Here is a 15,126-nt window from a genome sequence, read left to right as displayed (position 1 = left end):
GGAGATCTTATGAAAATACTAGTAGCAGGCGGATCAGGATTTGTAGGTAGGGAGTTATCAAAATATTTAAGTCCTAAGTATAGATTGACATTACTCACTAGATCGCAAAAATCTAAAATTGGATACTATGATGATTTATTAACTTGGTCTGAACTTGATGAGGTTAAGATATCCGATTTTGATATTGTCATAAATTTATGTGGTTATAACATTGGTCAGAAGCGTTGGAGTAACTCTGTTAAGAATAAGATTATATCTAGTCGTATAGAACCAACTACTAGGTTGGTTGAACTAATAGGTAATAAAAATATTTGGCTAATTAATGCTAGTGCTATTGGCTATTATAATTTTTCTGATATTCCTCAGGATGAAGAAAAGCATGATAGAAAGTTTGATAACTTAACTTTCGGTCAGCAAGTTGTTGATAGTTGGGAGAAATGTTTAGTGGATTCTCCGCTAGCTAGGTACACAATCATGCGTTTTGGGGTTGTTATCGGTAACGGTGGTGTTCTTGAAAAAATGATTATGCCTGCTAAATTTGGCTTTTTGACAATGTTTGGTAATGGACATAATTATATGACTTGGATAAGTGTCTTTGACTTATCGAGAGCGGTTGAGTTTATTATAGACAACAAGTTGGACAAGAAAGAAGTATATAATCTGACATCGCCCGAAGCTAGCCAGCATAGGCACTTAATAGAGCTTTTGGGTAAATATCTAGCCAAAAAACGTATAATTAAGATTCCAAGTGCAATGATTAAGCTAATGTTTGGACAGATGGGGGAGGAGCTTTTGTTATCTAGCCAAAACATAAAACCAACTAAATTACAAAGAGAGGGTTTTGAGTTTGAGGATCCTGAGATTTCAAAGGCTCTAGAAAGATATATTTAGTCTTCTTGTTTATGCTCAATAGGAATTTTGACAGTAACAGTGATACCATTCCCATCAGTATTGTTTTGTGCAAATATCTTACCGTCATGGAGCCTTACGATTTCTGAAACTATTGCCAGTCCAAGTCCGCTTCCTTCTTCACCGGTTCCTGTCTCCCTATAGAATCTATCAAAAATACGTTCGATATTTTCAGGAGGGACACCTATACCATTATCTTTAATTTCAACAACGATATTATCATCCTTTTGGAAAGAGTGTATCTCAACGAGTCCACCATCTGGAGTATATTTTATAGCATTTGATATTAGGTTCTTAAACATTATTCCTAATAGGTATTCGTTACTATAGCAATATAAATTTTCTTGTGATGGATAGAAGGCAATTTCTATATTTTTCTCGATAGCTTTAATAGCATTATCAGCAATGAATGTTTCAAGTACAGTATTGATCATAAGTTTTTTACCAAATGTGATTTGCTCATTCGGCTGGATTCTACTTAATGTTAATAACTGGTCAATAATGTGAGAGTATCTATTGGTGGAGTTTTTGATTCGTTCGAGTTTTTGTTTAATCTCATTTATGTCATCAGATGCAAGCGCAATCTCAACCAAAGTTTTTACTCCTGCTATAGGAGTCTTAAGTTCGTGTGCAGCATCGCCTGAGAATCGCTTTTCCCTCTCTAATGTTGCATGAAACTTTTCTATTAATGAATTAATCTGTTCAACGATAGATTTTATCTCAAAGGGAATAATATCCTCATTAAGTTTCTCATTTCTACGAGGATTAATTTTTGCTACACGCTTATTTATTCTTTCTAGAGGATAAAGAGCAGTTTTTAGTATGTAATAGATAAATCCAATAAGGATTATATATATTGATGCTAAAAGTATTGCAAACTTAAAAATTATTTGTCGAGATAGTTTATCTTTATCAGAATTATTTACGAATACTGTTACTACATCTCCACCGTCTGTCTTTAGAGTATATGTATACCAGTGTTTATGAATACCATCAGTATCTGTATAAATCCATTCAAACCCTGTAGTAGATGTAATTCCATCATAATTCTTATGAAATGATGGCAAGTTTGATGTTTTTAATAGTAGCTTTTTGTGTTTTCTATCATATACGATAAAGCCAACGCTTTCATTATAATTCTTAATATTCAAAAAAGAAGAGGATATTTTGTTAACAATCATATCGGTAGTATTTTCATCATCTTCTAATGGGTATATTTTTAGAACAGTTTCAATAACTTGCGCTGCGGTTTTTAATTGATAGTTAAAAAGAGAGTTGTTTTGGTGCTTAACCTGATAAAAGCTAAAAATAGAGATAACAAGCATAAAAATAGCAAAAAAGCTTGCAAAAGAAACAACTAGAAAGCTTAAGATGGAGCTTTCTTTTTTATTCTTAAAAAACATACCGATACAGGATTAAATATTTAGTAAAAATAATTATAATCAATTTTGAATTTTATTATTAGTTTTATAATTGCTATAATCGAATATTATCATAAATAATAATTATATAATTTTGTTAGATAGCATGAATAAAGTAGTTGAGCCTTTCTACGTAAAATACTATGAAGCGGCTACTCTATACTTCTATACCCAGGAAGATTTAAAGTTTGACTTAGTCATTACATGCCCTCATGCAGAATTAGGTAAAGATTTTGTTGAGTTTGATTTTCCTGCTATTGGACAGCTTGTCAAACTTAGTAAAGAAGAGTTTGATGATTTTTTATCAATAGAATATGATTTCGGTACACATTCGCTCTCTCATGCAATAGCTCAGAGGCTCTATTTAGAATATGGGTTATACACACTTATTGCAGAGCCTTCTTTCCCTCGCTCCATATTAGATGCGGGAAGATTATATCCAAACTGTATAAGAGATATCATCGACTATAATCAGCATATAGAACTTAAACAAGAGCTTATGAAGTTATTTGATAAGTATATGCAGAAATTATGTCATATTGTTGCTGTTGCCAAAACTTATAATGCAGTTGCCATAGATTTACATACCATGTCTACTTACTCTCCAAATGTTGTACAAGAAAGATATTCAGAAGCTATTATAGAAACTCCTGATACGTTGAGAAAATATATTGAGCTGTATAGAAATGCTCATAAAGAGGGTGAAAAAAGAGTTACTGAACTCTTTACGGGAGATGCTCGTAACGGGATATTTGCCTCCAAAGATTTGATTGAATCTCTATCTCATGAACTTAAACAGATTGATATTGATATAGAGTATGATAAACCGTATATCCTAGCGGAACATTTGGTGGCTCACTATCTTGTGTGCGAGCTTGAGGCAGTTTGTATTGATATACCGAAAGACTTGCTGTCTAAAACAACAACTGCGGATGAACATTATGATATAGCTAATTTAGAAGTTGATCCGGATAAGTTAGCATCAATGGCTGACGCATTTGCTAAAGCTGTAGCGTATAAGCGGCAGAAACAACTAATAGGAGCTTAAAATATGGCAATAAAAAAGACAAATGCTGTCTCTGAAAGAATATGGGGTAAAAAAGCTATTCATGTGCCTAATACAACAGATATATATGGTGCAGATCTTGTTAGCTCTTTTGTAAATAAATATGTTACACGTACTTTGTGCTTACTTGCCAAAGATCACAAAATTATCCTGCCAAAAAAGACACAGAGTGAAGTTGAAGAAATTGTTAGTTATTTTAATAGGATTGGTCTTACGTATATAACCATGGATAACTTTATATTTTTAGACAAGCTGATGGAGCACTCTAGGCTGTCTACAATAGTTATGAATTATGCTGATCAAATTCCTGAGTTTAGTAATCCTGAGTATACTCATATTGTGCCATTTACAGCTGCTACAGCAATCGAACTAATCGGAATCAAACACAATAAAAACTATGGGCTATCAGAAGCATTATCACAGTTTTTAAATGATAAGTCATTCCTTAGGCAAATGTTGTATGATAAGGGTGTGTTAGTTCCGAGTGTTAATATTATATCGACAATTAGTGATGAAGATTATGTTAAAAAAGCTCTACAGATTTATCGTGACTATGAGAATAAAGGTATTTATGAGTGTGCTGTAATTATGCCTCGAGCTTGTTCTGGATACGGTATTCATAGGTTTGAGAGCGAAAAGGAATTAAGAGATATTCTAAAGCTTATGCATAGGGTTGAGGTATTTATGATTGACCCTTGGCTTGATAATTTAGGTTCACCTGCCTTTCAAGTAAGTATTGGTGATAAAAAAGAAGACGATGTCTGTCTTGGTTTAAGTGATCAAATGCTTGATGGTCAGACACACTTAGGCAATAAGTATAAGTCTAAATTTAGTGAAGAGCCTGCAGTAATAGAAATTTGTGATCAAATGACAGAAATTCTTCGTGACATGGGTGTTAGAGGTGTCGTGGGTGTTGATCTTCTTATCCGTGAGATTAATGGTAAGATTGTACCTTACGTACTTGAAGTTAATGCACGACAAACAGGCGCTATTTATGCAGGCTTTTTAGCGCACGAATTGCGCAATGGTGAGCATAAGCCTTGGGTGGGCCATAATAATGTGTTAGTCCCTAAAGGATCAACTATAGATGACTATTATCAGTATCTTAAAGATAATGGAGTTGATTATACATATGGTGACACTGAGGGCGTAATTATAACATGTATAGGCAATCTTGATCTAAATAACAAAGTTATGATTTTAGTACTTGCAGATACAGATGATCGACTTGAAGAGATTCTTAATATAGCTACTTCTTTTGAATAAATATCTTTATTATCTTGATATCTAATCTATAATTTAATTAATATTAGCTAAATTAGGTGTAAGTTTTGAACAAAATACCAATAGGTGTCAGTAGTTGTCTAGTAGGAAATAATGTTCGATATAATGGCGGCAATTGCCATAAATCATACATAACTGGTACGTATGCTGAATATTTTGATTACAAAATAGTTTGTCCGGAAGTTGCTGCTGGTCTTGGAGTTCCTAGGCCTACTTTATTTCTAGTTGAAGATATTCAGACAAATGTTTTGTCAGTTAAAACCAATAAAACTCATGATGATGTAACAGATAAGATTCAGAAAGCTGTCGCTATGCTTATATCGAAACTTGATACTGTATATGGTTTTATATTAAAGGCGAAATCTCCAAGCTGTGGTGTTAATACAGCGAGAGTTTTTGATGAGAATCATGGCTATACAGGTGAAAAAGCAGATGGTTTGTTTGTAAGAGCATTAAAAGAATATGACCCTCTTTTGCCTATAGAAGATGATGGTAAGCTTACTGATAAAACATTACGTGATCATTTTCTGCGTAAAGTTTTTTGCTACCATAGTCTTAGAACAGAGTTTATGCGGTGTTCTAATATTACTGAAATGATGGAATATCACTCAAAGCATAAAATTTTATTACGAATGCACAACAATAAGACTAAGAAAATTCTTGGGAATATGTTGTCAGAAGCTGGTAATAAGGTAGATGTCGAAGCTATAAAGCATAAATACATCGAGCTTTTTATGCAAGCAATAGCTAAGCCTGCTAAGAGAGGGGCTCATTATATGGCACTTCAAAATGTTCTCAGAGAAATAAATAAAAAAGTTTCAAAAGCTCAGAGACAATATCTACAAGAGCTACTTAATAAGTATCGTGATTGTAAAATATCTTGGGAAGTTCCTGTCAGTATAATTAGAATGTATCTTATTGAGCTGGATTTGCCGTATTTAGAGAAGCAGAGTTATTTAAATCCTTATCCAGAGAATTTAAATTATATATAAAGCTAAAATATCTGATTAGTGATCAAGATCCGCATCTACTTCTTTGGGAATTATCATAGCGATAGGAAGGCAAATTAATAGAAATACTATTACCATATCAAGAGCGTTTTGGTAACTAGAGATAGTATAGATGGTGGTTGAATTATCTATTAGTGAGCCAAAATGAGTAAGTATATACCCTACAAGTGGCAATAATATAATTGGAATAAAGTTGTTTATCATATTCACACCAGCTGTGGCAGAGCCCGCAGTTCCTTTAGGTGAGATTATCTTGGCTATACCAAAAGTGACAGCTTGAGGTCCAGCTGCGGCACCAAGCAAGAAGTATAGTAAGGTGAATAGCGATAAATTAACGGGAACATATAAAATAATAGCTAAAATTACAGCAAGTGATATTATGCTCAAAATTAACATACGACGATATCTGTTTGTTAATGAGGCAATAATTGCTGCAATTGTGAAGCCTACTGCAGCACCAATAAATAAAACACCATTTATATGTGATGCAGTTTCTTGGCTAAGGCCAAATTTAGCTTGGATTAAGCCAACCCCCCAAAGCGAGCCTAGGACATTAATAGGTATAAATAGTACTGCACCAATAATGCTTGCTGACCAAAATCTTATATTACAAAAGATTTTTAAAACTTTAATGATAGTTTCTTTGAAGTTGGCTTCACTTAGATGAGTGAACTTCTGAACATGTTTTGGATTATCACGAATAAATAAAACTATTAGTAGTAATATTCCGACACCAATATATGTAAATACAGCATTACCTTCTTTCCAACCTAATTCAGAAACTAAGCTAGATAGCATTGTGTCAGTAACTAGACCACCCAGTATTCCTACAACAGTTGCAAATCCTATAAATGTTGAAAAAAGTCTTTCAGGTAGCCACATAGCGGCCATTTTAGCGGCGCCAATAAATCCAAAAGCAGAGCCTATACCCATAAAGATTCTACCAATATAGGCGATTTCATAATTATCTGTAGCAGAAAATAAATAGTTACCAAGAACACAAAATGCTGTAGCAACACTGATTACTACTTTACGATTATATTTATCTAGTATTACACCAGCCGGAATTTGCATTATTGTATACGATATAAAATATGCCGAAGATAACATTCCAAGTTGAGTATGACTAATACCAAAGTCACGAATTAAATTATCTCCCATTACACCAGGAGCAGCCCTGATAAAGAAGTCGTAACTATAATTAAGAGTAGCGATTAAGCATATTACCCACGCTAAAGTCGCCAATAGCTTGGTCTGAGGAAGGTGAGAATTATTCATTCATTAAGATATATTAAATTAGAGTAATTTTCATTTTAGCAAAAAAAAAATAAATTTACTAATAACAAAAGGCTCTATAAATACTTATTCTTCAAGATTATCGATGATTTTTTGTTGCTCTGAATCGGTTTTTACAGCACTTGATTTATCACTAGCAATATACATATATACCACAGGTAAAACAAATAGTGAGAAGATCGCTCCTATCACAAGTCCGCTAGATATGACCACACCTATACAGTTTCTACTAATAGCACCAGCTCCTGATGATGTTACCAGAGGTATGACGCCAACCACCATTGCTGAAACTGTCATCAATATAGGTCTTAGACGTTGTGATGATGATGTTACAATTGCATCATACTTATTCATTCTTTCATGCTTTTGTAAGTGATTCGCAAATTCAACAACCATGATACCCTGTTTGGATATTAGACCAATCAAGGTTACAAGACCTAGTTGAGTATAGATATTTAGTGATGCCCATCCAGCACCCATATATTGACCGATATATAAAGGTATTAGTGCTCCAGATATCGCCATTGGTATAGTAACTAAGATTACCAAAGAATCTCTAAAGCTCTCAAATTGAGCAGATAGAGCTAAAAAGATAAGTACAATTGCAAATGCAAAAGCTACCATCATAGTACTACCGTTTTCAATATATTGGCGAGCAGAACCAGAGAAGTTAAATGAGAATCCTTCCGGCAATTCACTTCTAACTACACTTTTAACATAATCAATAGCTTGACCTTGAGTTATTCCCGGAGCCATAACAGCAGAAATCGTTGATGAATTTAATTGCTGGAAAGTGTTTAAGGTAAGAGGTTGGCCCTCTGTTTTAAAGGATACTAATGCCGACAGAGGCAATTCTGAGTTGAACAAGTCACTAACCTCATCCGAACGAATGTATATGTTACCTAATTGTTCTTGAGTTAACATTTCATTACGAGCTAATTGGGGAATTACTTGGAAGCTGTATCCTTTTAGGAAGAAATAGTTAATATATCCTCCTGCATAAGAGTAACCTAATGTTTTAGCAATATCTGACATAGTGATGCCTAATATACCAGCTTTTTCACGATCAATACTAATATCAACAACTGGGTTATCAAATTTAAGATCACTTTGAGCGAATACAAATAATCCGCTTTTCATCATTTTATCAATTACTTTGTTAGTAATTTCATCAATAGCCTCATAATCATTAACACTTTGAATAACTAATGATAGTGGGGCACCTCTTGGTATTCCTGGTAGTGCAGGAGTTTGATATGTATATGTTTGTATTCCTGGTAGTTCTGTAACCTTTGCCTGAGCTATCTGAGCAGCTTTTTGTTGAGAGATTTCTCTCTTATCCCATGGTTGCATAATAAAGCCGCCAAAAATCACATTTGACCCCATTACTCCATTAAGAATAAAGGTGTCTTGCTTGCCAGGTACTTCATCTAGTGTACTAGCTAATTTTGTACCAAAAGTTTCTAGGTAATTAATATTTGCAGAAGATGGAGCTTGTCCCATAATTCCTAGGAAGCCCATATCTTCATTAGGAGCTAATTCGGACTTAATTCCTTTACCCATTATGAAACAGCTAGCTAGTACAATCAGTCCTAGAACAGCTATTGCAGGTTTGATATCTAAGACAAACTCTAAGATCGCTTTATATTTCGCAGTTAATGCTGTAAAGAGTTTATCAATGAATTTAACAAGTTTTGTGCTCATCATTTCTCTATTTAAGATTTTTGAGCATAACATTGGTGAGAGCGTATACGCAACTATACCAGATATTACTACAGCTCCAGCAAGTGAATATGCAAACTCTGTGAATAGTTGTCCTGTGAAGCCTCCCATCATACCAATTGGAGCATATACTACGACTAGGGTTAGAGTCATTAATATAACAGGGTTAGCTATTTCTCTAGCTCCTTTGATGGCGGCTGCAAAAGGTTCCATTCCTTCTTCGATATGCCTATAAATATTCTCTAGTACAACGATAGCGTCATCAACTACAAGACCGATAGCAAGAATCATGGATAGAAGGGTTAGAAGATTGATTGAAAAGCCCATAAGCGACATTAAAAAGAATGATCCAATAATTGAAAGGGGAATTGCAACAATTGGAACAACAATAGCTCTAAATGATCCTAAGAATAAAAACATTACTACAGATACAATTATCACAGCTTCAAATAATGTGTGTAGAACTTCTTCAATAGAAACTTCAATAAATGTTGTTTGGTTATATGCAATATTGACATCTAGACCATTTGGTAAAGCGGCTTTAATATTTGGTAGCTCTTCAACTAGTCTATCAACCACATCTAGAGGGTTTTCCTCAGGGGAGACTACAGCACCTGCTAGGACAGCATTTTTGCCATCAAAATATACTGAAGAATTGTAGTCTTGAGCACCAAGCTCAACTTTCGCAACATCCTTGAGTCGTACTACCTGTTTATCACTTTTTTTGATAATTAAGTTTCTATACTCTTGAGCTGTAGACATACTTGTTTCAGGATTAAGTGTATAGTTTAAGTATGGTCCTTGTATTTGACCACCTGCTGAAACTAAACTGTTTGAACCTATTGCTGTTGCTAATTCTGTAGGAGTAATTCCATATTCTGCCATGCGAGTTTTATTTGGATAAATACGCATTGCATAAGGCTTATTGCCCCAAACATCAACAGATGAAAGCCCCCCTTGAGCTAATAGTTTAGGTGTTAGCTCGGAGTTGATATATGCAGATATCTCAGAAGTATTCATGGTCTTACTTGTGAAAGCTAGAATCAATGAAGGGAAGTTATCTGCAGGATTTAATTTAATAGCCGGAGAATAAGCGTCTTGAGGAAGTTGGTTAAGTACAGAGTTTACATTCTGGACTACTTCTGAAAGTACATCATTAGTATTTTGGCCAAGCTTTACATATACCGTAATTGTACTTGTACCTAGTGCTGATGATGATGTCATATAATCAATACCTTTAGAGGAGCCTACAGCTGCCTCTATCGGTCTAGTTACAAAAGCTTGGATCGTAGCAGGGTTTGCACCTGGATATGCTGTTGTAACTGTAATAGTGGCACTATCTATGTATGGGTATTGTCTAACTTGTAATTGAAAAAATGAGCCAACTCCTACAACAATAATCATAAAGCTTATTGAAAGAGATAGAACAGGTCTTCGAATAAAGAGATCAATTAAACGCATTACTGGATTCCCTGATTATATATATTATTGTCAATCTTTACACTATTGTTCAGTATTGCATCCATTCCTTTATGCACTTTATTTTGTCCTGACGTAATAATCGTAGTGCCAGGCTCTAAGCCTTTAACAAGAGCTAAGTTATTTCTAGTTTCTAAGACTTCAACATTAGCTTGTCCCACCTTGTATAAAGTCTTGTCGGTATCAACAGTTTTCATTCCTCCATCAGCGGTGGATGTGTAAGACGCTGTGACAGGTTTGCCATCTTTCATTACAGGGTTGAGTGTAAATACTGATTGACCATAAAGGCTATATGAAACAGCATTTCTAGGAATCACAATAGAGTTTTTCTTAACTGGTAAGCTAACATGAACAGTTAAAAACATTCCTGGGACAATTTTATGATGTGGGTTTTGGTATGTTGCTTGAACAGTTATAGATCTATTTGAATCATTAATAAAAGAGTTTATTGCCGTAATTTTAGCCGTAAAAGTTTCACCAGGATATGAGTCAGAATAGAAGTTAATTTCTTGACCAACATCAATCATGCTCACTTTGTTTTGTGGCACTGGGAATGTAATAAATATAGGATCAATCTTTGTAAGTGTAGCAGCATTATCACCGTTGTTGAAATATTGTCCTAAACTTATGTTTCTGATACCTATCTTACCGTCAAATGGAGCTCTAATTTCTTTGAAGCCTATTTGTGACTCTATATTTTGAACTTGAGCTAATTTAGAAAGGTAGTCAGCATTAGCTTTATCAGCGGACTCTTTTGAAGTTGCTCTTTGTTCAACAAGTTTGTTGTAACGATCTTTTGTGATCTTGGCAAGTTTAAGGTTTGATAATGCTTCTTCTAAACTAGCTTTTAGTTGACTGGTGTCTAGTTTAAATAAAAGATCACCTTCTTTAACTTCTTGTCCACTCTTAAAATTAATTTCACTTACAATACCACCAGATTGAGAAGATATCTCTGTGGATTGAATAGCTTGTGCTTCACCAATAGTGTTTATGACCTGTTTCCAGTCTGTTTTTTCTACAACTGAAGATGTTACAGCTACAGGCTGAGGCACGTATGAAGCCATACCTTTTTTAATCATACTTTGAATAAGTTCGGCAAATCCAAAAATACTTCCAAAGAGTATTAGTGTTGCTACTACAACAGCTATTGAGGCGGTACGCTTGTTTTTGAGAAGAGAAAGTTTTGTTTTTATATAGTTGATTTGGAAAATAAAGTAGACAATTGCTAGAGATATTCCAAGTTTGCCCAGTATGAGCCATGCTATGACAATGGTTGCTAGTACAAAAATCAGATAGTTTCTCTTACTAGAATTAATTTTTTCTTTAAGGTCTAAAAAAGTTTTTTTAAAATCCACTGTTATATCCCACTATTTTTTAAATATTCTTATAAATAAACTAATACAATTTATGCCTAATAGGCAAATGAAAAATATCAAGCTATATACTGCCAAACTAACACCAGAGATCTCTTCGGAAATACTAGTACAGCTACTAACAGTTCCTGTTAATGATTTTGTAGCATCAATTAACAATGGGTTACTAATAACACCACAGTCTGTTGGATCATTCGATATTGTTGATGAGAAGTACTGTAAATAAGCTTGATCGGCAGCGATATAGCAACCAACAATAGTGATTAATACAATTACTATCAGTACTATTGAACTAAATCCTTTTGAACTGTTTTTGATTAACCCTAGGATACTAAATATCATGATGCATATAACACATAGTTGTTGAATTAGGCACATTGGGCAGGGCTTCCAGTTTAAACCGAAAATGGTAATCATAACTACAGCCAATGCGATTAAGCAAACAAAAGTATTAAATAAAAAAATATTTCTAAATATGAATCTCATCATTAAATTTTTCTAAAAACAAAGAAATTTTTGTAATTGTATCATAGATTTAATTGCTTTTTTATATTATCAATATAAAGCGATTCTATAGCGTTTGAGAGATCTTCTTTTGGCACTGTTATGGTCAGGTCTTTAATATTAGAGGTATTTATGGCATGGAAAGTGTTTTTTAGCTGTTCAATAGTTTTGTTTGAAGTATTGGAATTATTTATTGTTAGATATTTTCTGTAAGTATTTGTGCCAACTTGTTGTAGCTCTTTATTTCTTATTAAATTTGCTTTTTTTAATAGTCTAAGAACATCTCTGGCACTTGTCTTTTTAAGTTCAAAAATTTTTCTTATAGTTATGACTGCATTTAAGAGTTTGTATTGATTGTTTGATAGAAGTAATTCCAGCTTTATATGTTTAACAAACTCATCTTTAATGTCTAGAAGACATAGGCATATTTTCTCATCATTTGAAGATTTTAAGTAAATTTTGCTCTCAAAGAAACTTATGTTTGGTATTGTGTCCAAAGATTTTTTTATATATGGGAATGTCACCTCCAAGGCTTCAAGATTGTCTAATGTCTCAAAAAAAATCCTTGGGTTTTTAAGTGCCTTGATAAACTCTATATGCAAGCGCTCCTTAGTTAGGTAGTTTAGCTCTCCTGACTTAATAACAGAATCGACTATATTTATAGTTTCGTCAGCAACTGAGAAGTTAAAAGCGCTAAGTTGGGCTTTGAAGCGAGCTAGTCTAACCACGCGTAAAGGATCTTCGATAAAGGCTTCTGAAGTATGTCGAAGTATCCTCTTTTTAATATCAACCTGACCATTAAAGGGATCGATTATATTATTGCTTTTATCTATTGCCATGGAGTTGATGGTCAAGTCTCTACGTTTTAAGTCTTCTTCTAATGTGATATTGCTTGAAAAATTAACTTCAAAACCATGATAGCCTTTAGCTATTTTTTTTTCTGATCTAGCTAAGGCATACTCTTCTTTAGTCTCTGGGTGTAAAAAGACTGGAAAACTAGATAGTATTTTTGTGAAGCCAGCTTTGATCATTTGAGCTTCTGTAGCACCAATCACCACCCAATCTCTGTCTTTGGGTGCTATACCAAGCAATATATCTCTAACAGCACCACCAACTAAATAAAATTCCATAGCCAAATAAACATCTTTCTGTTTGCTTTATGTTAACAGAAAAAAGTGTATAATTATCTGTTATTCGCGTTGGTTTTTTAACGGCTTTTTGTATTCTATGGCAAATTTGATTGATAAAATTGATCTTAAATCTCAGGGTTCGGGTAACCTAAGTGGTGAAATGACAAGTAAGCAAAGGGTGGGAACCCTTTATAAAAGGTTGTTGTCGCAGGTTAAACATTTGTGGCACTTTCTTGTTATTGCAGCTGTGGGTAGTGTGTTTTTCTCTGCTGCTGATGCTTCAATGATATATCTTATTAACCCTATATTGAATTATGGGTTTGGTCCTGGTGGCGATATTACTAAGCAAAGTGCTAGTATACTTATGCTTATGGGTGTTGGTATGGTAGGGCTTTTGACTTTGAGATCAGTAGGATCATTTTTGTCACAATACTTTATAGGGTCTTTAGGGCAGAAGGTTGTTTATAAATTTAGAAAAGATATTTATAAGAGATTTATGAATCTACCTGCTAGCTTTTTTGATAAGCATTCTTCAGGTCAGATTATATCGAGACTATTATATAATGTTGATCAAGTTACTGAGGCTACATCAACAGCTATTATCACAGTTGTGCAAGATGGTACTTTTGTTATAGGTCTTATAGTAGTTATGGTGGTTTCAAGTTGGCAATTATCATTGTTTTTAATAATTATTGGACCATTTCTAGGTTTGTTTATTTCTATAATAAATAAGAAATTCAGATCATTAAGTAGAAATACTCAGTCATCAATGGGTAATGTCACTCATACGGCAGAAGAAACGATAAGAAACTACAAAGAAATTAGAATCTTTGGTGCGCAACATAAACAACAGAATAAATTTTTTAGAAATCTTGATTATACTTACTCTCAGCAGATTAGAACAATTGCGTTAGATGCTCTTACATCACCTGTTATTCAGATTATTGCTTCACTAGTTCTTGCTTTTTCACTATTCACAATCGCAATCTTTGGGACTAATGAAGGAGGAGGTTCGTCTTGGTTAACGGCTGGTTCTTTTGCGTCATTCTTCGCTGCTGCTGCTGCCATTCTAAAACCAATTAAGAATCTTACCAAGGTTAATGTCGTTATTCAAAAAGCTGTAGCAGCTACAGAAGATATATTCTATATTTTAGATTATCCGGCAGAGAAAGAAACAGGTAATAAAGAGCTTGATAAGGTCCGTGGTAAAGTAACAATCAAAGATGTTAGTTTTGCATTTGGAGAGCAAAAAGTTCTTAATGGTGTAAGTACAGAGATTGAAGCAGGAGAAACCGTAGCTTTTGTTGGTAAATCAGGGAGTGGTAAGACAACGCTTACGAGCATTATTTCAAGATTTTATACCCAGCAGAAAGGTGAAATATTATTAGATAATGTTGATACACGAGATTTGACTTTAGAAAACTTAAGATCGCATCTATCTATGGTTTCACAAAATGTTCACTTATTTGATGATACTGTATTTAATAATATAGCATTTGGACTTTCAAGAGATGTTTCTGAAGAAAAAGTAGTTGATGCTCTTAAAAGAGCTAATGCTTATGAGTTTGTTCAAGAGCTTTCTGATGGTATTCATACTAATATTGGTAATAATGGTTCTAAATTGTCAGGCGGTCAACGCCAGAGATTATCTATTGCTAGAGCTCTATTGAAAAATGCTCCAGTGCTAATATTTGATGAGGCAACAAGTGCGCTTGATAATGAGTCCGAAAGAGTGGTTCAACAAGCATTAGAAAGCTTGACTAAATCTTGTACTACTATAGTTATTGCTCATAGATTAAGCACAGTAGAGAATGCTGATAAGATTGTAGTAATGGATGATGGCAAAATAGTTGAAAGTGGTAAGCATGAAGAGCTTCTGGCGAAAGGTGGACTTTATACTAGGCTATATCAATCAGGACTTCAGTAATACTA

General features: G+C 34.0%; 11 protein-coding genes. 5 read left to right on the top strand and 6 right to left on the bottom strand.

Annotation, left to right across the window (positions count from 1 at the left end; genetic code table 11):
• Positions 1-9: 9 nt before the first annotated feature.
• Entirely contained in the window at positions 10-891 is an 882-nt protein-coding gene (locus tag F3D57_RS00595; RefSeq protein ID WP_150464848.1) for a TIGR01777 family oxidoreductase, read from the top strand.
• Here the strand turns inward: F3D57_RS00595 and F3D57_RS00590 are convergent.
• Complete coding sequence (locus F3D57_RS00590) at positions 888-2,312, bottom strand: sensor histidine kinase (protein WP_150464158.1); 1,425 nt, start codon at positions 2,310-2,312, stop codon at positions 888-890. The two genes, F3D57_RS00595 and F3D57_RS00590, sit on opposite strands and share 4 nt — an antisense overlap.
• Before the next feature lie 112 nt (positions 2,313-2,424).
• On the opposite strand from F3D57_RS00590, the gene F3D57_RS00585 reads away from it, so the two are divergent.
• The 3 genes from F3D57_RS00585 to F3D57_RS00570 all read left to right on the top strand — a co-directional run bounded on the left by F3D57_RS00585 (position 2,425) and on the right by F3D57_RS00570 (position 5,672).
• Complete coding sequence (locus tag F3D57_RS00585) at positions 2,425-3,378, top strand: hypothetical protein (protein WP_150464847.1); 954 nt, start codon at positions 2,425-2,427, stop codon at positions 3,376-3,378.
• 3 nt (positions 3,379-3,381) lie between these two features.
• Positions 3,382-4,662, top strand: a complete 1,281-nt coding sequence (locus tag F3D57_RS00575) for an ATP-grasp domain-containing protein (RefSeq protein ID WP_191092322.1) — start codon at positions 3,382-3,384, stop codon at positions 4,660-4,662.
• A 65-nt stretch (positions 4,663-4,727) separates the two neighbouring features.
• A complete protein-coding gene (locus tag F3D57_RS00570; protein WP_150464845.1) occupies positions 4,728-5,672 on the top strand; it encodes a YbgA family protein in 945 nt (314 codons plus the stop codon).
• A 15-nt stretch (positions 5,673-5,687) separates the two neighbouring features.
• Here the strand turns inward: F3D57_RS00570 and F3D57_RS00565 are convergent, their stop codons facing one another.
• From F3D57_RS00565 to F3D57_RS00545, 5 genes are all read right to left on the bottom strand, one after another.
• On the bottom strand, positions 5,688-6,968 hold the full coding sequence (locus tag F3D57_RS00565; protein ID WP_041263619.1) for an MFS transporter: 1,281 nt from the start codon (positions 6,966-6,968) through the stop codon (positions 5,688-5,690).
• An 84-nt stretch (positions 6,969-7,052) separates the two neighbouring features.
• The gene (locus tag F3D57_RS00560) at positions 7,053-10,169 is read right to left on the bottom strand and encodes an efflux RND transporter permease subunit (RefSeq protein ID WP_150464844.1); all 3,117 of its coding nucleotides are present in this window, start codon (positions 10,167-10,169) and stop codon (positions 7,053-7,055) included.
• Positions 10,169-11,542: an efflux RND transporter periplasmic adaptor subunit gene (locus tag F3D57_RS00555; protein WP_013922381.1), complete on the bottom strand. Its 1,374-nt coding sequence runs from the start codon at positions 11,540-11,542 to the stop codon at positions 10,169-10,171. Before F3D57_RS00555 ends, F3D57_RS00560 begins: the two co-directional genes overlap by 1 nt.
• 12 nt (positions 11,543-11,554) lie before the next feature.
• Positions 11,555-12,046, bottom strand: coding sequence for a disulfide bond formation protein B (locus F3D57_RS00550; RefSeq protein WP_041263888.1), 492 nt, complete (start codon positions 12,044-12,046; stop codon positions 11,555-11,557).
• A gap of 41 nt (positions 12,047-12,087) precedes the next feature.
• The gene (locus F3D57_RS00545; protein ID WP_150464843.1) at positions 12,088-13,194 is read right to left on the bottom strand and encodes a CCA tRNA nucleotidyltransferase; all 1,107 of its coding nucleotides are present in this window, start codon (positions 13,192-13,194) and stop codon (positions 12,088-12,090) included.
• Positions 13,195-13,291: 97 nt separating this feature from the next.
• Here F3D57_RS00545 and msbA point away from each other — a divergent pair, with 97 nt between their 5' ends.
• The gene (gene msbA, locus F3D57_RS00540) at positions 13,292-15,121 is read left to right on the top strand and encodes a lipid A export permease/ATP-binding protein MsbA (RefSeq protein ID WP_150464842.1); all 1,830 of its coding nucleotides are present in this window, start codon (positions 13,292-13,294) and stop codon (positions 15,119-15,121) included.
• Positions 15,122-15,126: the final 5 nt, after the last annotated feature.

This window comes from Francisella sp. SYW-2 (assembly GCF_008711475.1).
Taxonomy (GTDB): domain Bacteria; phylum Pseudomonadota; class Gammaproteobacteria; order Francisellales; family Francisellaceae; genus Francisella; species Francisella salimarina.
Note: the sequence above shows the minus strand (reverse complement) of the source record. Positions and strands in the feature narration are given on the sequence as shown.